This is a genomic window from Fundicoccus culcitae, from assembly GCF_024661895.1.
Taxonomy (GTDB): Bacteria; Bacillota; Bacilli; order Lactobacillales; family Aerococcaceae; genus Fundicoccus_A; species Fundicoccus_A culcitae.
The window spans coordinates 32,753-55,628 of record NZ_CP102453.1 but is presented as its reverse complement, the minus strand read 5'-3'; the positions used below and the strand labels follow the sequence as shown (position 1 = coordinate 55,628).

The following is a 22,876-nucleotide window of genomic DNA, read 5'->3' as shown; positions in this document are numbered from 1 at the left end:
TCACTATGTTAAAATGCTTTTGGTTATATTAAAATTTAAAGGTGGTATTTAATGGAGGACTATATTACTCTTTTTAGTATTGAGCATTGGATTTATATCCTAATTTTAGTCTTTTTTGCAATTATTTTATTTCGTTTAAATAGAAAGATTAAGCAATATCGTCATTGGTTGACGCCTACAATATTAGTTGTTAGTATTGCACAGCAAATTTTGCTTTATGGTACCTACTTTTTTACAGGGAATTTCACATTAGGTGACTCATTGCCCCTTCATATCAGCCGTATCAATACAATCCTTGGAATAATCTTCCTTATTACGAAAAATAGAACCCTATTTCCTTTGATTTATTATTATAGTGGCTTTGCTTGGATGAGCTTTGCTTTACCAACGGAAATTCAACATATTACGCATCCACTAGGAATTAGCTTTATCACTAATCATGTCATCACCTTATTACTGCCTTACTATGCCATGTTTGCCTATGATATGAAACTTCAGAAAAAGGATAAGTATATGGCCATATTTTGGTTGAGTATCTACGTTCTGTTTGTATACTTTTTAAATCCATTGATTGATGGAAATTATTTTTACTTAGTACGAAAACCCGTTTTTCCTAATACACCCGACATAATTTATGTTCCTGCTTCAATTTTAGTCAGTTATCTCATGTTTTGTTTATTAGAAAAATTATATTTATGGTTGCAGAAAATATTTTATACATAATTTTATTTATTGATGTCAATCGTTTAAAACAATAAAAAAGTTCAAAGCTAGTATTAAAAACTAGTTTTGAACTTTCTTTTTACTTATATTATTTGGCTACTGCTTCAGCTTTCAAATCATATTCTGTGCCTAATCCATTGCTAGTGAAACGCGTTGTCGCTAAAGAAATACCACCTTTTTTGTTATAAAATAGATACAAGTCATCCCCCAACTCTGCGGGTAGGCTCTGATTAGATGGTTGACTCAATCGAATCCGTGTATTGGCTTTGATATACCGGATGGGTTCGACTCCACTCAATGTTGATTCCATTCGAAAATTAACTTGTGGGATTGTCTCAAAAACAGCTTGATAGGTGACGGTTTGCTGACCCGATTCAAAGGTCACCGTTCCTTGATTTTCGGTTTGATCATTATAATAGACACTTATTTTGGTTGGCATATTGACATGATCAAAATAGAAGTCATTTGTCCAATCTGATTGTGCCACGGCATAACTAGTATCGAAATCTTCTGTGACTATGGGGCCATCCATTTGCGTTAATTCAAAATATTGGTCACTCGATATCGTCTGCGTTAAATACGATGGTACAGTTGTTGCTAGCGATAAGCCCCCATTGCTATTAACAAACAAATAACTCGTAGGTATGGCAATTTGATTCGTTGACACTTGTAAGGTCAGTTGCGTATTGGCGTTAATGGTCCGTGTTTCACCTAAGTAATTGGTAAGTTGTATGGGTGTGGTCTCAACTGAATTTATATCAACTTGATAAATATAACGTGAAAAAGCTTGGCTATGATCTTGATAGGTTAACGTTCCAACTGTAGGATCCGTCTCGCTGACACTTAAAGAGATAGATAAAGGGACTTGATTACCCCAAAATTCAAATGTTACCGTCCCATTTAAACTTGGAACAGCATAAGGATAGTTGCTATTTTGGGCATTAACCGTTGCAAAAGGGTCTAATGAAATAATGCTTATCGATAGTAAACTCAACAAAATGACAAGAAATCTTTTTAAACGCCCACGATTGAATTTCTGATAATTGGTAGCAAACATTGTAATCATCTCCTTAGTTGTATTATCATAAGTATATCGAAAGAAACTAAACAAAATTTGAATAAACATAGAATAAAGTATGTTCATTCAAACAATAAATGTAAAATGAGGTAAATAAATGACACAATTATCCGAGAACCTTAACAAAATCAAGAAGTCAATCGATCAAATTAATCCAAAGGCTAAATTGTTAGCCGTCACAAAATCAGTCGATGCTTCAACCATAAAAGCCTTAGCTGAACTAGGTGTTATCGCATTTGGAGAAAATCGCAGCGATGCATTACTCGAAAAGCAAGCGGCACTTAGTTCCTTAGAAAAAACGATTGAATGGCATTTCATCGGTAGACTTCAAACGCGTCAAGTTAGAACTATCATTAATCAAATCGATTATCTTCATTCACTGGATCGACTCTCATTAGCTAAAGAAATTCAAAAACGTGCTGACCATGAAATTAAATGCTTTGTTCAAGTTAATGTGAGCGGTGAAGAAAGTAAGGCTGGATTTAAGCCAGAAGAACTAATTGACCAAATCCATGTATTGAGCCAATTTGATAAAATTAAAATTGTAGGTTTAATGACGATGGCACCCTATGAAGCAACCGATGATGCGTTACATCAAATTTTCAAAACATTAAAAGAATTACAAATGACAATTAGTCAACAAAATTTAGCGTATGCCCCTTGCCATGAATTAAGTATGGGTATGTCACATGACTATCCGATTGCATTAAGTGAAGGAGCGACGATTGTTAGAATTGGGACAGCTTTGTTTGAAGGTATTTAATGACAAAAAGGCTAAGCAGATACTATTTGCTTAGCCTTTTCGATAGTTATTGTAATGCTTTAATTTCTGTAGCCGTTAATAATTCTTTTCGCAAAGGATTTAATAATTTAATTTCTGTTTTATTCTTATCTAATCGATTGTCATTAACCAAGCTTTTCTTAACTTGTTTGCGATAGCGGATATCAATCTCAATCAAACTATAAATAGTTGCCACGGTAGGAACACCTATTAGCATCCCAGTGATTCCAAATAGTCCGCCACCAATTGTAACCGCAAATAGAACCCACATACCCGGTAAACCAATGGAATCCCCAACAACCCTCGGATAAATAAAATCGCCTTCTAATTGTTGGACAATAATGACAAATATTAGAAATACAACGGCTTGAGTGGGAGAAACGGATAATAAGATAATAAAACCGACCGCACCAGCCACAAAAGCGCCAATCATTGGAATGAAGGCTAAGGTTCCCTGCAAAACACCTAACATCGTTGCGTAAGGAATTTGTAAAATAGATAAACCGATTGTGACTAATAAGCCTAAAATAACGGCTTCGATAACTGTCCCAGAAATAAACTTAGAAAAAATATAATTCATTAAAGTAAAAATATTCAATACCAAATTTCTAACACCGGTAGGCAAATAAGCCTCTAGCATATCATTGAATTGTTGACCTAATTTTTCTTTTGACATTAAAATATATAAGCTAAACATGAGGGCTAAAACAATATTGGTCACTGCACTAACAGAAGTTGTAAGTATAGACACGGATGAACTAGCAATCCGTTGGAATACTTCATTCCCAGCTGAGATGATATCCGACAATATCGATTGCCAATCAATATTTGAAGTATATTCATTAATGATCGGTATTAAATCTTCTTGTCCTTCTAACCACGACACTAAATTGGCAACGACTTCTGGTAAAACATCTACCAACGTTGATACTGCCGAAATAAGCTGAGGAACAACTAGCATAACAATGACGCTAATGACCAATAAAATAATAGCAAATGATAATAGAATTGCCAACGGTCGCCGCGTTACCTCGGCTAATTTGTTTTTATAATTAGGATATAAAATGTTTTCAATGCGCTTCATCAATAAATTAATAACAAAAGCGATCATTCCTCCTAAAATGACTGGAAAAATCACGGTCCAAATGACACCAATATAACCAATTATAGTGCTCCAATGAATGATAATTAAAAGGCCAATCATGACTAAAACTATGTTAAAAATGGTAATTTTTTCATTTTTCTTCAATAAAACTCCCCCTTCATTATTAAACAACTTAATCCGATGCAGTTACATCATCGCTAACCCAGCTTTGAATGGGTGCTAACGCATCTTCTATTTCTTGACGTTTTCCTTCTAAAAATGGAGGCAAATCTAACTGTTTACCTAAAAGTGCTTCCTCCGTATCAGTCAAAAAGCCAGCTTCATTTTTTGCCACTACTTCAAACATAACACCATTATGATCTCTAAAATATAAACTTGAAAAATAATAACGATCATACACGCTTGGTTTGAATCCAGCCGCTTTTAAATCAATTTCAATCTTTGCTAATGAATCGGCTTCTAAATAAATAGCTAAATGATGAATTGTTCCATACCCAGCTTTTTCAATTCTTCCTGCTTTTTCTATTATATTAATCTCGCCAAAAATTGAATCCATCTTTGGACGTAAACGTGCAAAGATATCGGTATTTGTTACCACTTTATAATCAAATAATGACGTTAAGGTTTGGATTAAAGCTTCTTTATCGCGAACCGTTATTTCGACGGGGCCCATTCCTTGAATTAAAAAAGCTGGATTAATATCATTTTGATCCCATGGTTCCCAGTCTTGATATAAGTAGCCATCTGCATTAATGAATAAACGTAGTATGACTCCACTTGGGTCAATGACTTTAAGTGTTTCCTCCCCAAAATAATCTTCTTTTTCATTGAGAACATTATAAGCATCCAAGCGTTGTGACCAATAATCTAAAGCGTCCTTATTTGCAACTAATAAACCAACGGAAGTATGTGCATTTGTCCCTGGTCTTTTAGCTTCCGCTTTAGAATAATCGAAAAATGTCAAATCATTTCCAGAGCTACCTAAACGATCGCCATAAAATACATGGTACATGGTTGGTAAATTTTGATTAACTGAGATTTTTACTCTTCTCATACCCAGAATATGTGTATAAAAATAATCTGTATCCTTTAAATTATGTGAAAACATTGAAATATGATGATGTTGGCTAATCATAATGTCCTCCTATTTATTTTCAAAAATGTATTAATTACATCTTATCATTTTCCCCTCCTTAGTAAAAGTTTCAGCGAATACTTTGCATGAAATGCTATTCATTTGTATACTTAAGTTATCAAACTGATCAGAGAGGAAGATTAGATGGGATTACTTGTTAATGGTGAATGGAAGGATCAATGGTATGATACGAAAACGACCGGGGGAAGATTTGTTCGTAAAGATTCACAATTTAGAAATTGGGTAACGAAAGATGGTAGCCCAGGTCCCAGTGGTGAAGGTGGTTTTAAAGCCGAATCAGGCAGATATCACCTGTATGTTTCCTATGCCTGTCCTTGGGCGCATCGAACATTAATTATGCGTCAAATCAAAGGGTTAGAAGATATGATTTCTGTTTCCGTTGTCAATCCAATCATGCTCGAAAACGGTTGGACGTTTGAACCAATGGATGGTGTAATTGCCGATCCAATTAATCAAGCGGATTATCTTTATCAAGTGTATTTAGCTGCTGATCCTAATTATTCAGGTCGTGTCACGGTCCCTGTTTTATGGGATAAAAAGCAAGCAACCATTGTTAATAATGAATCAGCTGAAATTCTGCGTATGTTAAATTCAGCCTTTGATGAAATAGGAGCTAAAGAAGGAGACTATAGCCCAGAACCCTTATTAGACCAAATAGATGCTATCAATGCAAAAGTCTATGATAATGTTAACAACGGTGTCTATAAAGCTGGTTTTGCAACTAAACAAGTTGTTTATGAAGAAGCCTTTGATAACTTATTTAATACATTGGATGAACTTGAAGAACTTTTAGGCAAACAGCCTTATCTGGTTGGAGACCAAATTACAGAAGCCGATTGGCGCTTATTTACAACCCTTGTACGTTTTGATCCTGTCTATTTTGGTCACTTTAAATGTAATAAGAAGCAATTAGTTGACTACCCTAATCTTTGGCGATATGCGCGGGAACTTTATCATTTCCCAGGCGTAAAAGAAACCGTCAATTTTAAACACATTCAAACACATTATTACGCCAGCCATCCTACTATTAACCCGAATGGAATTATTCCAAAAGGACCAGACATCGACTGGTCACTAGATTGATTTTTTGACTACATATCTTTGCTATCTGCGATGATAGGGTTATTTAGCTATGGGATTATTTATTAAAGTAAAAAACCAACCGTTTATAAGATATGAATGGTTGGTTTTTTAGAGTGGTTTTTGAAACAAGATTAAGCTATAATTGTATCTCCAAAAGTAGGTAAAGGAGGGTTACCGTGATTGAACTTAACAACATTAACAAATCCTACAAGATTGCAAAACGTCAAGCGGGAATTTGGAACGCTACGAAAGCTTTATTCAAAAAGGAAACTGTTCTTGTCAATGCCCTAGTAGATGTTTCTTTTACGATTCGTAAAGGTGAAATTGTCGGCTATATTGGACCTAATGGGGCTGGAAAAAGTAGCACGATCAAAGTAATGAGTGGAATTTTAACCCCAGACAGTGGCGAGTGTTTGATAAATGGTTTGACCCCATGGAAAGATCGTCAAGAGCATGTTCGTAATATTGGTGTCGTTTTTGGACAACGTTCACAACTTTGGTGGGAAGTCCCTGTTATTGATTCCTTTGAACTGCTGCGTGATATTTATAAACTTGATCAAAGAGCCTATAAAATAACACTCAACGACTTATCTGACCAACTAATGCTGGGAGACCTATTAGAAACACCGGTTAGACAATTAAGCTTAGGTCAACGTATGCGCTGCGAACTAGCTGCCTCGCTTCTGCATCAACCTAGCATTTTATTTTTAGATGAGCCGACGATTGGCTTAGACGCACAGTCAAAACTAGCCGTTCGCAATTTTATCAAACAATTGAATCAATCGTCACAAACGACGGTCATATTAACAACCCATGATATGCAAGATATTGAAGCTTTAACTGAACGCGTTCTTTTAATCGGAAATGGGCACGTTCTTTTAGATGGTAGTTTAACAGAATTAAAACATCAAAGTATCCAATCACAAACGATTGTTGCACAAGCTCAATCAGGTAGCTGGGAAAATCAAAAAGGCATTACGTTAAAAAACCAAATAGGTCATACCTATCATTTTGATTATGATTTTAATCGCTTATCCGCAACTGAAGCTATCCAAATTATTGCTCAACACTTAGATATCTATTCAGCGACAATCAATCAGCCAACAACAGATGAATTAGTACTGAATTTATATAAGGAATATCAATTATGAAGCGAGGATTAGCTATTTTCAAAATTAGGTTTCTGTCAAGCATTCAATTTCGAACCGCTGCTTTGGCTGGAGTAGTAACCCAATTTGCCTGGGGCTTTCTGTCAATTTTGATGTATAAAGCTTTTTATGACACGAATCCAAATGCTTTCCCCATGTCGTTTAGTGCATTAACTGATTATATTTGGTTACAACAAGCCTTATTGAATTTGTTTGCCTTATGGATTTATGATAATGAATTATTTACTTCAGTGGCTAATGGTCAACTGGCTTATGAACTGGCTCGACCTTTGGATTTATATAATTATTGGTTCATTCGAAGTTTAGCTAATAGAGTTGCTAGAACCTTGCTTAGATTTGCTCCGACGTTAATGGTTGCCTTCATTATACCTCAACCTTATGGACTTAGCTTACCGGTTAATCTTGGTCCATTTATGTTATCCCTGTTTTTAGCAACACTTTTAGTTGTTTCCATAACTATGTTAGTTCATATTTCGGCTATCTTCACCCTTTCTGCAACGGGAATTCGTATGTTTGTCGTCGTTGTAGGTGAATTTTTAACTGGTGGCGTTATACCCTTACCTTTTTTTCCTACTGAATGGCAAACCGTCATTGAACGCTCACCGTTTGGTCTTATGCAAAACATTCCTTTTAGAATTTACAGTGGGGATATCACCGATTGGTCCTATCTTGGATTACAATTATTGTGGTTTGTCGTTTTATTTTTATTAGGTCATTCCTTTATGAAAATAGCACTAAAACAGATTGTCATACAAGGAGGCTAAGAAGTGTCACTTTACTGGAAATATTTTCGGATTCATTTGAAAAGTCAACTCCAACATAAGGGCTCGTTTTTTCTGTTAACATTAGGGCAATTTCTCGCAACCTTTACTTCTGTTATAGGAATATACTTTTTAATGAATCGCTTCAAACTAGTTTACGATTTTACCCTAGAAGAAATATTGCTTTGTTTCGCGATTATCAGCTTAAGTTATGCTTTAGCTGAGGCAATCTTTAGAGGTTTTGATACCTTTAGTCAGATTATTGGCAATGGTGAGTTTGACCGCATTTTAGTCAGACCACGCCATCCAATTTTGCAAGTTTTAGGTTCTACTATTGAACTCACACGAATTGGACGCATCATCCAATCAATCTTAATATTTATTTATATTATGCCAACTATTTCAATTGTGTGGACGGTTAGTAAAGTTCTTACGTTAGTATTAATGATTCTTTGCGGAACCACATTATTTGCTTCTTTATTTGTATTAGGAGCAGCTATATCTTTTTTTACTTTAGAAGGTTTAGAAGTGCTGAATATTTTAACTGATGGTGGACGTGAATTCGGGCAGTATCCCTTAGCCATCTATGGAGAATACGTACTGAAATTTTTTACTTATATTGTTCCGATTGCGCTTGTTCAATATTATCCCCTACTCTATTTAACAAATCGTTCTGATAATAAATGGCTAAGCATAGTTCCTCTGTTAGCTAATTTATTTATTATTCCTGTAGCTTTTCTTTGGAAGCAGGGCATGAAACATTACCAGTCAACAGGATCATAATGAGATTAGTGGATTACCCTAGGTGAATAAACAAAACACCGTAAGAACCATTAAAACGAGATTCTTACGGTGTTTTTATTCATACAAATAATAATCATTCAATAAATGCATCAAAATTTAAATATTCGCTACATTTTGGACTTCGTGCCGTACAATAATATCTTCCAAACAAAACAAGCAACTGGTGAGCTTCACCCCAACGTTCTTCAGGGATTAAATCCATTAATGCATCTTCTACTTGCCTGAGTGTCGCATCCTCAGAAACAATACCTAAGCGTTTACTCACTCTAGATACATGTGTATCGACAGCAATGGCTGGTTTATCAAAGGCCACACTCAATATGACATTGGCGGTTTTACGTCCAACCCCAGGTAATGATTCCAAATCTTTCCGATTATTGGGTACTTCTCCATTGAAAGCTTCCACTAGTCGTACACCTGTTTGATAAACAAATTTAGCTTTATTACGATAGAGACCAATGGTTTGAATATAGGGCTCAATTTCTTGAGCGGATGATTCTGCCAGAGCTTGCGGTGTTGGATAACGTTCAAACAGTTTCGGTGTCACTTTATTAACTGCTTTATCCGTTGTTTGTGCACTCAACATAACTGCGATAAGGAGTTCATAAGTATTCGAATACTTCAATTCTGTTTCAGCATTTGGTATTAATTTAGCCATTTGATCTAAAGCATAAACCATTTTCTTTTTAGTCATCATACTTATGTCCCCTTTTCTTTAGTTAATCAAAAATGATTGGATCGCAAAGTGCGACTTCAATAGCCAATACACCATTGACTAAATCCGCATCTTTAGGATAATGTTCTTCCATGTCACTTGGTTTTGCATCCGTTACTTCACTGGGATGATAACCCATCGATTCTAAGGGGATTGTTTCATATAACTGTTCAAACGATTTAAAGCGATGCAAGTTAACTACTTTTACCGTTAAAGTTTGTGTCGTATCAGCTGTGTTAATGAAAACAATCTCATCGTCTAAATGCAACATTCTTCTCTTTAAATCATTTAATCGAACTTCAACCGTTTTTGAACCATTTGCTATTTGCTCAAATGGTTTTGGATTGAGTTTCATCGTTAACCTCATTGAGTCTAAGCCTCCCTTTCGTTAAGTTAAGGTAACAGTGTTCATGAATTCTAATTGTAAGCTAAACCCAGTCAACTTGCAAGGCAAGGAAATCTATTAAGCTTTTTTGCTAAAATTAACAATTCAATCTTGATATATTTGATTCAATTAGTGTTATAATCTTTGGTAGCATTCAACGAACTAAAAATAAAATATCATTATTTTTACAAAGGAGCTCTCTGATGGCTACTACTCACACAACAACCTCTCTACAAACCGCAAAAACAAAATTTTATCAACATCAAACCCTTATTTACTTCATCACGGGCATCTTCATACATATTATGATATTTGTTCCCTTTTTCGCATTGGATGGAATTTTTGTACAAGATGATTTTGCCTTTCATCGTTTACGCCTTGAAAATTATGTTACTGCTGTTCAAAATGGTGATTTTTTCCCCAAAATATTCCCTAGCATGGCTAATGGCTATGGCTATGCGGCTGATTTATTTTACCCATCTATTTTGCTTTTGCCCTATGTTGGCTTGCGATGGCTAGGTTTCTCTTATATCAATAGTTTTTACCTTTATCATTTGCTCATTAGTCTGGCTACTTTTTTTACAGCTTATCTTGCGCTGAACAAAGTATTCCAGTCAAGCAATAAAGCCTTTATATTTGCCATCATCTACTCCACGGCAACTTATCGCTTCTTAGATCAATTTATACGAGGTGCATTGGGTGAAACTTTAGCCTTCATCTTTATTCCATTAGTGTTGTGGGGTTTTTATGAAATCTTAAGTGGTAAAGCAAAACATGGCGTTGTTTTAGCCATCGGAATGGCTTTGTTATTATACTCGCACTTAATTACAACCTTTATTGTTGCTCTTGTTTTACTAGCTGTTTGTTTTTATCTATTAGTTAAGCATAAACTGACGATGACACATGTTTTCGTAATTATCAAAGCAGCCTTGATTGCTTTTGCTTTATGTGCCTTTACGCTTTTACCCATGCTGGAACAATCTTTATCGATTACATTCAATTTTTCCCAAGCTAATGGGATTTGGTTTGATGCCTTGAATTATTCAATGGCTGATTTAGTGATCGGATCCTTAAAAAATTCGGCTGCCGTATGGGAGAATTTAGAACCTAACATAGGTATTTTATTACTACTTTCCATTCTCGTATCGTTTTTTTCTTTCAAACAACAATCAAAGCTGGTCAAATCGCTCACGATAGTCAATTTAATCGTTATGGTAATTGCCACCAATCTTTTCCCATGGTCGATCATCAAAGAGTCCATTTTCGGTATTATTCAATTTCCCTGGCGTTGGCTAACGATTTTAACATTTACAGCTAGTTTATTAGCCACTGTTAAAATTAGTGAAAACATGTCAGTCATCAAATCATTTTTATTAACCAGTTTTATTATTTTAATAACTTCTGTGAGTTATTCTGGTAATATCATCCATCAATTTAATCAAGCTCAGACGAATTTTATTACCAATGACAACTATGCAGATTTTTTCCTGTCTTCGGTCGGAGGCGGCAGAGAATACATCCCAGTTGAGGCAAATTATCAAACATTAAGAGAAAATAAACAAGCGTTACCTCAACATAGTGAAGCCGTTACGCACGAACGTATCGCTAATGAATATAAATCCCAGACATGGCTTTTTATTTCTGATTCAGACCAAGAAAAAGTATTATTACCTAATTTAACTTATGTAGGTTATGAAGTGCTCATAGACGACCAACCAACTGAAATAATGCATGAACAAGGGCTCATAACAATCCAAATTCCCAATGGCAGTCATCAAGTGAAAATCACTTATGTGGGGACATTTATTCAAAAAATCAGTTTAATCGTTACTTTAGTAACTTGGTTAACGATTCTTCTAATGGGAATTTTTCGTAGGGTTAGAACCTAAGACATTTTAAACTACCTGACACCCACAAGGTGCTAGGTAGTTGTTTTATTTATTAATTGAGATGACTTTCTTTATTAATCCCTTTTTACTTTGATTACTAAATTCAATGAAATCAGACTGAAACCATTGTTCACCTTCCATAAAAGTAATAATTGATAAAGCCGCTGCCTCTTTCCCATGACTTAACACCGATTGAATGGTCAAACTCGCAATTTTCTTATCCGCATAGGTATTCCTAGCAAGCAATTGATCTACTGTTTGACTCCCCTCACCTAACGTTATAAATTCAACGGCTTCATGCAAATCTTTCACCATAAGTTCTCTATGTTGCATCGTCCGTCCGATAATAAAATCGCGGACTTGACGTCTCTTAGGCGCATTATCACAGCTTAGATCACCTAATAAGGCAAAGGGGACGTTGACAGGAAGATCAATGGGGTCGGCAAAATGTTGCTTATTTTTTTGCATAGCCTCTTCTAAGAGGCCGATTGCTTTAGGACCTACTCCATGTAACTTTTTGAGACTAGCTAAATCAATTTTTCTAAGATCCTCTAAAGTAAATATCCCAATCTGCTTCAAAGCTTGCGTGGCAGGTTTTCCAATTTTCGGTAAATCAGTCATAAAAACACCTCCTTAATAGGTAATTACAACAGGAATGTTAGCATAATAGTCTTCTAATAAATGAATTAGTTCGTCTGTTTTAATTTTTTTGTGACGAATGTTGATTCTTTTGGCACCTCTCTTACCATTGATGACCAAATATTCGCGAAATTCCATGCCATCATTATTTCCAACTGACTTTGAATAATAAGACACAATCTCAAATTGTTCAATTTGATTAACTGGATAACGGTCATTCCCAAACCTAATTTCTTCACTGCTTGCCGTAAGAATTACTGGCCGGGCAAACAACAAATATAAAGTATAAGCCGTTAATGCTACACCGATCAAAGCAAATAATATGCCAAAGGCCGTAAAAATACTAAAACCGAAATTCCTATTCGAGACAAAAACGGGGAAATTCCCCCCACTGATTAACGTAAAAGGATTAAGTATTCTGCTAAAAAATAATCCAAACAAAGTAAAAAACACACCTATAAAAAGCATAACTATCAGGTTAAATAGACTGCGTTTAACTGTAAAATATGGTTTCATACGTGCTCCTTTACAGTGAAATTTTTATGTGTCATAGCTAATTTTTATCAAAAAGGGAAATCTTCATCTGTAGGGGTAAACGATGTTTCGTCCTCTAAGCCTAATGTTTCAACTTCTTCTTTCGTTATTCCATAAGGGAAGCCCCAAAACGTATAACCAGCAATATATTCAAAATCAAAAAGCGCTTCTTCCGTCAATTGTTCCATGTCACTATTTGGACCTTTTTTTCGTTTTTTCTGCAAAGAACAAACCTCCTCTTATAATCGATGGTAAATTTAGTATGTTTAATATTATTATACCGTGTAACTGAAGAAAATAAAAACCAGACAACCTCTCACTAAATAGTGAAAAATTGTCTGGTTTAGTCAGCGCTTGTTAATTTTGATTATTTATTCGACCACTTCGTCTGTCTCTACTGTTTCTTGTGTTTGGTCTGTTTCGACAGTTTCTTGTGCATTAAGGTAGTCTTGTAACTGGCTAGGATATTCAATGGCTTGTTGTGGTTGATATTCGTCTGCTACATCAACGCCATAAACACTTGCAAAAGTAAATGCTTGGATAGGCTCTACGGCATTTAGATTACCTTCAGCATCCAGTCCTAACGGACGATAACCAACAAATTGATTAATATAATCATAGGTATAAGAAGGTATTTCACCTGCAGGCATATTATCAACCCAATAGTAGAAATCAAAATAACTTGGATTGTCTGCATTAACTTCATATTCGGTAGCAAAAGCTTGCATATTAATGCCGGTTGTTCGACTAATCAAACTAATGATTTCGCGCACACTTGAATCATTCATCGCTTGAGTGTAGTTATTAATTCGGCGTAGATACTCATCTTTAAGATTTAATTGTGGTTGCTCAAAAGCTGGTTGACGATCCGCTTCCCAAGTGTAAGCATTATATTGGTAGATTAACCATCTTAATTGATTGATAGCTGCTCGCTCATCAGCACTTAAATTCGGTTGCATCTCTTCTAATACAAAGGTATGTGACAGCAACTCTTGTACTTTCTCATTAATTTGAACTTGTTCAAAGAAGCGATTATACATTGCTTGGATAATTGGATGATAAATCTGACTGTCAGAATAATCACCCCAATCGGCCGATAGGATAGTCTCATTATTAATAATCCCTTCAGCAGGCATACCATTTAAGATATCGGTCCAAGATTGATAGAAATCAGGTAGCGCCATGGTCGCCACTGGGTTTTCTTCCTCGGTTGGGACTTCTTCAACTGTTTCTTCACTTGGGACTTCTTCAACCGTTTCTTCGACTGGGACTTCTTCCGTTGGGACGTCTTCAACGGTTTCTTCGACTGGGACTTCTTCAACGGTTTCTTCGACAACGCTTGTTTCTGTTTCCGGAGTAATTGTTTCTTCCGATGAAACTTCTTCTGTAGGTGTTTCTTCCGGTAAAGTTACTTCCGGAATGGATTCAGTGCTTTCATCAACAATAATAGGAACTTCATACTCTTCTAAACTTTCAACACTTGGAACCGTATATTCTTCAGGAATTGGAGCTTCGATAGCATAATTTTCAACAGCAACTCCATATACAGCTTCAAAATCAAAGACTAATGGGAATACTTCTTGAGTATTGACATCGACCACTTCCAAGCTATCTAAGTTAAAGCGATAGGTCCCAATAACCGGTTCAGTGACTTGCCAACTTTCAACAAAAGTCACGGTTACATCACGACCATCTTGCGTAACACCAATGATGGAATAAGCTTCCGCTGCTAAGCCGGTTGCTGCAGAAACGCGTTGGATAATCTCATTAAAACTTGGTTCTTGATTAATTTGAGCGGCTTGATTTAAATAATAAGTAAGGTAGGTTTTATAAGTAGGTTGCTCTACACCATTTTGTGCCCCTTGTGCTTGACGATCAGTATCTGTATTAGCAGTGACTTGGTAAATCAATGTACGAATATAGTTTAAGGCTTCTAGTTCACTTTGAGATAATTGAGGCATCAAGGTTTCAACAACAAAAGTATGTGAGTACACACGATGTAAATCACCCCCTTGATTCAATAGGAGATACACTTCATCTAACATGGCTTGGATAATCGGATGATAAATAGAATTATCGGAATAATCAGGTCTATCTAAAGCCAATGCTTGGTCAACCGTTAAGCTTCCTTCTTGCGATGCTAAAACTTCTGGCCAATTACTGCCGACAACACTTAATTCCAATTGCTCAATGGTATCCGTGTTTTGTGCGGCTTCTGTTTCAGAAAAGTCTTTAGCAAATTGCATCAATTCATTCAATAACTCATTACTAATCGTAGCATCAATTTGATGAGCTTGTAATTGATTAATAATAATTAAGTTTAGTTCCTGTTCAGTAATTTCAACATTTTGATTGATTTGATTAATAATATTGATTTTCACATCGGTAATAAATTGATTGGTAGAATAATCACTAATTTGCGTATTATTTTTTATAGAATCAATAATTTGGATTTCTTTATTAGCCACTTGTATATCTTTTGGTTGCAGGGTTGTACCTGACTCTTCCAATAGAGCATAAACGCCTGCCAGAGCACCTTCACCGGTAACTTCCACTACCGTTGCAATCCGAACCAGAACATCCTTAGCCCCTGCAGTAATCGCAGCATTTTGATACGTTGTCGCTGAAACTAACGTAATATTTTGTGGTGTCACAATTTGAACTCTTACACCAAAGCCTTCAGCTTGTGGTTGAATATAAGCACTTGAAAAAACGCCCGTATTAGCATTTGAACCATCATTTAAATAATGATTAACCATATTACCATCAACACGAATGGTGTTTTCAGCTGTAACATCTTTAGCACCTAGTAATTGCTGAGTGACGGTGGCTTGTTCAGCATTTAAACTTCCCCCTAAGGACATTTTACCTTCTCTTTGAACGGATTGATCGGTTGTAACGGCAGATACAACTGGTAATTGCGTCACAATGGGATAACTTATGGCTGAAACTAGCATCAAACTTAAAGTAACTCTAAAAAGCTTGTTTTTCTTCACGTCAATTAACCCCTTTCAATTTTATTCCTTCTACATAGATTGTAACAAAAATAAATGTTTTAAAAAATTGATATGTATGAAAAAAGTTAGATTTTTTTAGTAACTATTTTGATAAAAAAAAAGAGCTCACTACATGAGTGAGCTGCAGAGATATTTAATTAAATTTTACTTAGAGGGTGTTCAACAGGGTTAACGGGTTTTAGTGTTTTAACGGTTTCCATAGCTTTTGTTGGTTTGGTAATTCTAACTTCAATTTGTCCAATTAAAAAGGAAGAAACTAAAGTCGTCAGTAAAGAATAAATCAAGCGCGTTGGCGCAATATAGGTTAAGGAAAGCAATAAAACGACTCCATCAGTTACCAAATAAGCTCTTGATAGCGAAATATTGAACCGGTTAGAAATCACCATGGCCAGCGCATCATCGCCACCAGCGGCTCCTCCTTGAGTCACCACTAAACCACAACCCACACCAATAAATATCCCACCCACAACTGCAGCGATTATCGGATAATCGTATAAACTCATCATTACTGGACCCGTCCAAAGGAAGAATTTATAAAAAATAGCAAAAAAACCTGAGGCTACGAGTGCTTTTCTTAAAAACGTCCAACCTAACATCGAAAATCCTAAAATGTAACAAACTAAATCTAATATAATACTCATTAAAGAAGGATCAAGTCCTAAAACTTTATCTGAGAATAAAACTAAACCGATCACTCCACCTTCCGTTATTTTAGATGGACCATGAACATTAACAATACCAAATGCCATAATTAAACAACCGAGTGCAATCAGTAAAACCTCTTTTTTTGACAACGACAACTTGCTCAGCAATTTGCTTAGCACATTTCCACTCCTATTCATCATTTGACGAGGGAGTTGTCTACAACGCAAAAAAGACTGCGGTCGTAGGTAATCCTCGTACTGTGCAATCTTATGATGGTAGTTGATGCTTTTTTGTTTGCTGATTTTTTCTTATAAAAACTCTGAGCTTGCTAGCATCCTTTTTAGCCTCCTAAAATGCCACATCAGGCATTTGCAAGGCTCTTTATCGGACAGTAGACATCAGATAAAAACTACTGGTCAACCGGACCAGCAACCATCGAATCTAAAATTCAACAAGTTCATTATAGCATCTTTTTTATATTTCTGGTAGCTATTTTCAACAAAAGTTTATAAGATAGCGATTGCAGTTTGAAAATAATAAAAAATAGCTTGATTATTCTTATATGCTTATATAAGAATTGCGATGGAGCTGGGATTGTGTGGCTATTTGTCGTCGGTTCAGTTAGTTGGCGTTGGATTTGTGTAGCAATAAGCACAAGCGCGTATTGAATGAACGTTAAATAGACCTCACCTGATACCTAATGACTATTTTCAGGTCTAAATAAGCCTAGTGATCGTTCGTACGTAAGTGGGAAGTATAGGAACAGGTTGATTTCGGACACAGTGTCATGCTAGATAGCCTATTCTCAATTTGGTGGCGAAGCTTACATAGCTGGCTAGCCAGCAATTAAAATTATCCTTAGTAGAGGGGCTCTTCTTCCTTCATTTGACGTGCTATCTTTAGTTAACGCGTTTTATTGTCATGAGGGAAATTCTGAGTGACAATGGGTCCGTTTATTGTCATAAGGGAAGTAAGCGCGAAACGCACTTCCCACTTACGTTGGGGCTTACCATCCGCCTCTCAAGGTAAGTTGGAAATGACGGACCGTCAGCCTAAGATTGGTTGCAAATGAGAATTAAAGCTATACTGGCCTATTTTCTACTTATTTTGGACAGAATAACTCTATTCTGTCCTTTTTTTCCTCATTTTTGGACAGAATAACTCTATTCTGTCCTTTTTCTCCTCGTTTTTGGACAGAATAACCAAACCTATCGATTTTTAGTCATTTGTGTTTAATCTCATTGAGGAAAATCTGAGTGGCAATGGGCGCGTTTACTGTCATGAGAAATAATCTGGATGTAAGTAGGAAGTAAGTGACCACCAGTCTATGATAGTCCACCTATAGAAGAAAATCACACTAATTATTAAGTAAATGCTTATTCGGGTCACTGCTCCCTTAGCAGTAGCAAAAAGAATCATTTTAAACAAGAGATACCTACAAAAATATCAAATAGTGATGATTCATCGAAGAAAAACAGCTGTTGATCGCGTGGATGTATCGCAATCAACAACTGCTCGTTGTAAGCGAGAAGTGAAAGGCAATCGAATAAAGCAAATCGGTCATCAAATACCTGACTTCATGACCGATTAGCCTGATTGTAGCCTATTTTTCGGTAATACATTTCCTACTTACTTCGTACAATTCCACTTACTCCATTTGATTGACTGACCAAGTAAGCGCGTGCCTTCGGATTGTCCGGATGGCCCGCGGGTATGCAGCGCGTGCCTTCGGAAATCGGGGATGGCTCGCGGGTAAGTAGCGCGTGCCTTCGGAAATCGGGGATGGCCTTCGGGTATGTAGCGCGTGCCTTCGTAAAATCCGGATGGCCCGCGGGTCTACACACACTTACGTTTATTCACCTTCCGTTTATAATAATTACTGATTTCAAGCGTTTAAATGGACAAACTCAGATTGATGGCGAGGAGGCATAGCTACTTCGCCACCAAAATGAATTGATGGCGAGGAAATACATTAACCCCGCCACCTAATTTAATTAGTTGTTCGTAAATCGCGATAGTTAGAGTTCTCCAAGAATTTGTCGCAAGAAATATGACATGCTATTCCAAAGCAGCTAAAGCTTGCGCAGTATGATACTCTAATGTTTTAAAATCAAAATCATCTAAAGGTGAAGGGTCATCAGTTTCACTAATATTTCGAATATTATTCATTTGATAATACCAACCAGTAAAATCATTGGCGATACTAGGGAATAATGGCGTTAGAAATTCATCTAAAGTGATTAAGGTCCCGTTTTCTGTTTCTTCTAAGGTAAATTGAACGTAGCCGTCTCCCCACTCAAATTTCAAAAATTCATCTTGCCGTATGTCTAAAATCGCCATGACTTCATCTGGACCTTCTCCCGCCATATCAAACACAAGATGGATGACACCATCTATAGGCTGATAGGATAGCTGAGGAAACCACAATGAAATTTTATTAGTAGCTAAATAAGCGAACACGACATCAATCTCAGCATGAATAATTTCTGTTATTTGTTGATAAAAACCCTGCTCATCCTTATAAAATTGAACATCCATTAATACCTCTCCTTAATTAACAATTAGCTAACCTTTACTCATAGGTGATAAATTCAAATTCTTCGCCAATTGACTGTTCAACAGCTTTTTTGTATACTTCACCGCCAACAGCCACATCCATGGCCCCCATACCAATCGGAATTAAAATCGTGATTGCGTCATCCAAATTTTCAACTGCGACTTTCCCAGCTGCCACTTCTCCGATTGTTGCGGTGACATCATCGGGTGTTATTAAACCTTTTTCGGTCAGATGTTCTAATGCGCCACGATGTAATGCTTGGTAAACATGATCGACATACAAGTAATCAGCTGCTAAAATCAATTCATCGCTTATTTCTTGGAATGATCCCATTGGCATCACAATCGTTCCAGGTTCAATCATTTCTTTAGTGATAATGGGTTCATGGGCGCCAGTCACTGTAATAACCACATCATTTTTCGTGGCATCTTCTGGGTTGTCTACAACTATAACTTCCCCATCAACTAAAGAACGAACATCCTCTGCATATTTTTCGGCCGTGGAACGGCGGTGGTTCCAAATAACTAAACGGTCAATGACAAAGCGCTCCACCAGAGCTTCGATTTGAAAGCGGGCTTGAACCCCAGAACCAAACATACCCACTGTCAGATGCTTTTTATCGGTCAAAGTGCTCAAGGCACTGGCAGTTTGTGCCCCCGTTCGTAAATTAGAAATATAAGTGCCGTCCATAACAGCCACAAACTCTCCCAACTTAGGATCAATCAGTAATAGCATAGCATTTATATAAGGTAAGCCCTGGGCTTTTCTTTCACCAGCAACTCCGGCTACCCATTTAAGACCCGCTGAATCATTCCAGCCGACATAAGCTGGCATGGCATTAACAAACCCATCATAATATGGATAACCACCCGTCTGTCCTAAATCTAAATTTACTTTAGGTGGGTTAACAACGGTTCCTTCACCAATTCCTATAAATGTTTTATCAATGATATCGACGGCTTCTTTCATCGAAATTAATTGCTTAATCATTTCTTGGCTTAACAATTTAGTCATAATTTTCCCCTTTTCAGATTGTTTTAATACTAAACTTGACTGGATTCCAATATTTACTATCTACATTATACCGTTTATAAACAAAATTGCATAATTTAACACAAAAAAAACTAAGGTGAATGGATTAAGTTTTCAACCTTAGTTTTAATTAATTAATTTTTTGTGATAGTTATTAGGGCGTTAGGTTTAAAGCCTTTGACGATTAAATAGATAGCTAAACTCATTTCATAAATACCGACAGGTAATGAAATAAGTCCTTTGGTCGTTGACCAGGGCTCAATGATACCAAACATGTCTAATATCCCTGCCACAAATACCATTATTGCTGTCACTAACCCAAACTGGGCCAAGCGTTTAGGGACGAGTTCTGTTTTCAATAAGAGATAACTATACAGACTTGTATTTATTCCTAACATCAAGTTTGGTCCTAAAATCATAATCCAACGATGAACCGCTTGCCATGCATACCCTGAACTAATTAATAAATCCGAATGATCAATGAATCCACTGTTGAAATGTTGACTTAAACTTACTAGCACTAACATGCTCACAATGCCTATCGCAATGAAGACAGCTTCCATAAAACGAAAACTAAAATAGGCAAGGGCTAGTTGTTTATCATACTTAGCTAAATAAGGTGCTAAAAACACAGTCGTACCTACAGCCGAAACTAACAATAAAACATCGTTTAGAACACCCCATAATACCTGATTGACCTCGCCATTACTAGCCACATGATACCAATCTAAGGGATTGTTGATTGGTTGATATAAAATCACCGCTATAACAGACGATGCAAATGCTAAAATGTAAAAGATACCAATAATGACGGCGTATGTTCTTTCCTTTGTCATTGGTTTTTACTCCTCTCTAATTGTTCTACTGTTAGTGTATAATAAATATCACACCGCCACTGTCCAAATCTTGCTGTATTAATTGATTATATTTTTTTCATTCGCTATACTGAAAAAAAGAAAGTAGGTGTAATATGGATCCCTATGAGTTGATTGAAGCCTCTTTAAAATTTATTGAAAATAACGTTGAAGAACCCCTCTCGCTGAATGATGTTGCCCAATATTTCAATTATTCTAAATTCTATTATCATCGTTTATTCACTGCCATTATGGGCATTCGCTTCAATGATTATGTCTTAAGTCGTCGCTTAAACAGAGCAGTTAAGTTAATTCAAATGACCGATTGGAATATTACTACCATTACGAATCAACTAAATTTTTCGACCCCTTCTGCCTTTACCCGCGCTTTTAAAAAGTATTATCATCTGACACCTAGCGAATTAATTACCAAACCTACTGAAATTATGACCACTGACATCCCGCCATTAATCCGACGCCCTCTAAAAAACATCAACGGTGATATTGTTTCGAATTTTTCAATCATTCAACTCGAGAGCTTTAAAGTTAGTGGCTTAGTTTTTCAGGTCGATTTAGCGGTTGACGATTATCGTTTAAAAATCACCCAGCATGCTAATCAGTTTTTAGCCTTACTTGATCCAAAATTACAAAGTCCCGGTTACGTTATTTTTTCAGAATGCATGCCCCAATCGACGACATTTAATGTGATTATTGGCATTGATCGTGAATTTAAATTGGATCTCCCCTATTTTTTCACGGTTGAGGTGCCAGATTTATTAATGGCCTCTTTTAATTACACAGGCAACCTATTAGAAATGGAGACGGTTTTACAATCGGACTATGCACGGTTTTTGAAAATAACTAAACAAGAATCTGGCAATGCCGATATTAATATGATTCAGCGGTTTGATAATATTCATGACTTATATCAACCTTATCAGTTGTTTGTGCCGATAAAAGCCAATGAATTAGATATGGAATTGTTAGCATAAATTTTGAAATAATAATTTTTTAAGGAGTGTTTTTTATGATTGTATGGGGAACAAAAGGTTTTTCAGAAGATTTAGGTCCGACATCAATACATGCAGAATGCGAAAACTGTCATAATGTCGTTACTTACCAAGGTAAAAAAGTTGGTAAAAAATTCTCTTTATTTTTCTTACCTCTTTTCAATATTTAATCACAATACGTTGTTAGCTGTCCTATTTGCCAACATGGATTTATCGTCAGCAAAGATAAAGTTAATGAATATTTAATTAATCAATGATTTTCTCATTTATTTTTCATTTTATCTTCCTATTTTAATTTAAGTATGGTATACTATATTTTGTAGATAACCTCCTTAAATAATTTTATACTTTTATATCTACACGACAAATGAACATAAAAGACGTACTCAGTTCACCAACATTTCTGAGTACGTCTTTTTGTTTAAGTTTAATCTGTTAGCGTCATCAACAAGCGTTCCAATTTTCTCCAAGTGCCTTCTAGCCCTTCTATCATCCCCATATCAAGTAATTGTTTCACTTCTTCCGGACTATTCAATTCTGTGATATTGATTACTTTTGTTTGTGTCCCGAGACTTTCAAACTGATAACTACCTTTCAATAAAGGCATTGCTTCATTTATATTACCAGCTTCATCTGTAAAAGCATCCGTAAATTGGTAGGATTCAGGCGCCTTAATCTCACTGTAAGTGGTTAAGCCGCTTGATGTCTGTCCATATGTTTCACTTTCAGGATCGGTACAGGTCATGATATAAAACCATTGACCCCCTTCTCTAAAATCCATTTGACTCGTCGTTGTCTCCCAGCCATCTGGCGACCACCATTGTTTCAATAACGTATCGTCGGTATAGGCTCTAAAAACCGTCATTTGTGGCGCGTTGAAAATACCTTCTACTTTTAACTGACTGCCCGCTTGCGTTACTTTGGCTTGAACCATTGTAC

At 36.1% G+C, this 22,876-nt stretch carries 23 protein-coding genes; 9 read left to right on the top strand and 14 right to left on the bottom strand.

What is annotated here, in order from left to right; translation table 11 throughout:
• The first annotated feature begins 51 nt into the window (after positions 1-51).
• Positions 52-723, top strand: a complete 672-nt coding sequence (locus NRE15_RS00265; protein WP_313793642.1) for a YwaF family protein — start codon at positions 52-54, stop codon at positions 721-723.
• An 88-nt stretch (positions 724-811) separates the two neighbouring features.
• Here the strand turns inward: NRE15_RS00265 and NRE15_RS00260 are convergent, their stop codons facing one another.
• Positions 812-1,780 (bottom strand): hypothetical protein, encoded by a 969-nt coding sequence (locus NRE15_RS00260; protein WP_313793641.1) that lies wholly within the window; start codon positions 1,778-1,780, stop codon positions 812-814.
• 118 nt (positions 1,781-1,898) lie between these two features.
• Between NRE15_RS00260 and NRE15_RS00255 the strand changes: the two genes are divergently transcribed.
• Entirely contained in the window at positions 1,899-2,564 is a 666-nt protein-coding gene (locus NRE15_RS00255; RefSeq protein ID WP_313793640.1) for a YggS family pyridoxal phosphate-dependent enzyme, read from the top strand.
• A 46-nt stretch (positions 2,565-2,610) separates the two neighbouring features.
• On the opposite strand, the gene NRE15_RS00250 is transcribed toward NRE15_RS00255, so the two are convergent.
• Together NRE15_RS00250 and NRE15_RS00245 are read right to left on the bottom strand one after the other, a co-directional pair.
• Entirely contained in the window at positions 2,611-3,831 is a 1,221-nt protein-coding gene (locus NRE15_RS00250) for an AI-2E family transporter (RefSeq protein WP_313793639.1), read from the bottom strand.
• A gap of 28 nt (positions 3,832-3,859) precedes the next feature.
• Positions 3,860-4,822: a VOC family protein gene (locus NRE15_RS00245; protein ID WP_313793638.1), complete on the bottom strand. Its 963-nt coding sequence runs from the start codon at positions 4,820-4,822 to the stop codon at positions 3,860-3,862.
• 144 nt (positions 4,823-4,966) lie between these two features.
• On the opposite strand from NRE15_RS00245, the gene NRE15_RS00240 reads away from it, so the two are divergent.
• From NRE15_RS00240 to NRE15_RS00225, 4 genes are all read left to right on the top strand, one after another.
• Positions 4,967-5,926: a glutathione S-transferase family protein gene (locus NRE15_RS00240; protein ID WP_313793637.1), complete on the top strand. Its 960-nt coding sequence runs from the start codon at positions 4,967-4,969 to the stop codon at positions 5,924-5,926.
• A 176-nt stretch (positions 5,927-6,102) separates the two neighbouring features.
• On the top strand, positions 6,103-7,077 hold the full coding sequence (locus NRE15_RS00235) for an ABC transporter ATP-binding protein (RefSeq protein WP_313793636.1): 975 nt from the start codon (positions 6,103-6,105) through the stop codon (positions 7,075-7,077).
• Positions 7,074-7,859 (top strand): ABC transporter permease, encoded by a 786-nt coding sequence (locus NRE15_RS00230; protein WP_313793635.1) that lies wholly within the window; start codon positions 7,074-7,076, stop codon positions 7,857-7,859. The genes NRE15_RS00235 and NRE15_RS00230 overlap by 4 nt, the downstream gene beginning before the upstream one ends.
• A 132-nt stretch (positions 7,860-7,991) precedes the next feature.
• The gene (locus NRE15_RS00225) at positions 7,992-8,639 is read left to right on the top strand and encodes an ABC transporter permease (RefSeq protein WP_313793634.1); all 648 of its coding nucleotides are present in this window, start codon (positions 7,992-7,994) and stop codon (positions 8,637-8,639) included.
• A 94-nt stretch (positions 8,640-8,733) separates the two neighbouring features.
• Here NRE15_RS00225 and nth read toward each other — a convergent pair whose 3' ends face one another.
• Positions 8,734-9,357: an endonuclease III gene (nth, locus tag NRE15_RS00220; RefSeq protein WP_313793633.1), complete on the bottom strand. Its 624-nt coding sequence runs from the start codon at positions 9,355-9,357 to the stop codon at positions 8,734-8,736.
• 22 nt (positions 9,358-9,379) lie between these two features.
• Entirely contained in the window at positions 9,380-9,742 is a 363-nt protein-coding gene (locus tag NRE15_RS00215) for an ASCH domain-containing protein (RefSeq protein ID WP_313793632.1), read from the bottom strand.
• Between the two features lie 221 nt (positions 9,743-9,963).
• Here NRE15_RS00215 and NRE15_RS00210 point away from each other — a divergent pair, with 221 nt between their 5' ends.
• Complete coding sequence (locus tag NRE15_RS00210; RefSeq protein WP_313793631.1) at positions 9,964-11,649, top strand: YfhO family protein; 1,686 nt, start codon at positions 9,964-9,966, stop codon at positions 11,647-11,649.
• Between the two features lie 45 nt (positions 11,650-11,694).
• On the opposite strand, the gene NRE15_RS00205 is transcribed toward NRE15_RS00210, so the two are convergent.
• The 8 genes from NRE15_RS00205 to NRE15_RS00170 form a co-directional block, all read right to left on the bottom strand.
• Complete coding sequence (locus NRE15_RS00205) at positions 11,695-12,270, bottom strand: helix-hairpin-helix domain-containing protein (protein ID WP_313793630.1); 576 nt, start codon at positions 12,268-12,270, stop codon at positions 11,695-11,697.
• A 12-nt stretch (positions 12,271-12,282) separates the two neighbouring features.
• Positions 12,283-12,804 carry a hypothetical protein gene (locus NRE15_RS00200; RefSeq protein WP_313793629.1) on the bottom strand — a complete coding sequence of 174 codons (522 nt, stop codon included), beginning with the start codon at positions 12,802-12,804 and terminating at the stop codon, positions 12,283-12,285.
• 47 nt (positions 12,805-12,851) lie between these two features.
• Positions 12,852-13,046, bottom strand: coding sequence for a hypothetical protein (locus tag NRE15_RS00195; protein WP_313793628.1), 195 nt, complete (start codon positions 13,044-13,046; stop codon positions 12,852-12,854).
• Positions 13,047-13,193: 147 nt separating this feature from the next.
• Entirely contained in the window at positions 13,194-15,818 is a 2,625-nt protein-coding gene (locus NRE15_RS00190) for a DUF1002 domain-containing protein (RefSeq protein ID WP_313793627.1), read from the bottom strand.
• A gap of 158 nt (positions 15,819-15,976) precedes the next feature.
• Positions 15,977-16,663, bottom strand: coding sequence for a YitT family protein (locus tag NRE15_RS00185; RefSeq protein ID WP_313793626.1), 687 nt, complete (start codon positions 16,661-16,663; stop codon positions 15,977-15,979).
• A gap of 1,879 nt (positions 16,664-18,542) precedes the next feature.
• On the bottom strand, positions 18,543-19,022 hold the full coding sequence (locus NRE15_RS00180) for an SRPBCC family protein (RefSeq protein ID WP_313793625.1): 480 nt from the start codon (positions 19,020-19,022) through the stop codon (positions 18,543-18,545).
• 34 nt (positions 19,023-19,056) lie between these two features.
• Entirely contained in the window at positions 19,057-20,055 is a 999-nt protein-coding gene (locus NRE15_RS00175) for an ornithine cyclodeaminase family protein (protein ID WP_313793624.1), read from the bottom strand.
• A gap of 152 nt (positions 20,056-20,207) precedes the next feature.
• Positions 20,208-20,909, bottom strand: a complete 702-nt coding sequence (locus NRE15_RS00170; RefSeq protein WP_313793623.1) for a DUF4386 domain-containing protein — start codon at positions 20,907-20,909, stop codon at positions 20,208-20,210.
• 134 nt (positions 20,910-21,043) lie between these two features.
• Between NRE15_RS00170 and NRE15_RS00165 the strand changes: the two genes are divergently transcribed.
• Entirely contained in the window at positions 21,044-21,919 is an 876-nt protein-coding gene (locus NRE15_RS00165) for a helix-turn-helix domain-containing protein (protein ID WP_313793622.1), read from the top strand.
• Positions 21,920-21,954: 35 nt separating this feature from the next.
• Positions 21,955-22,107 (top strand): hypothetical protein, encoded by a 153-nt coding sequence (locus NRE15_RS00160; protein WP_313793621.1) that lies wholly within the window; start codon positions 21,955-21,957, stop codon positions 22,105-22,107.
• Between the two features lie 257 nt (positions 22,108-22,364).
• On the opposite strand, the gene NRE15_RS00155 is transcribed toward NRE15_RS00160, so the two are convergent.
• A complete protein-coding gene (locus NRE15_RS00155) occupies positions 22,365-22,871 on the bottom strand; it encodes an SRPBCC domain-containing protein (RefSeq protein WP_313793620.1) in 507 nt (168 codons plus the stop codon).
• Positions 22,872-22,876 lie beyond the last annotated feature (5 nt).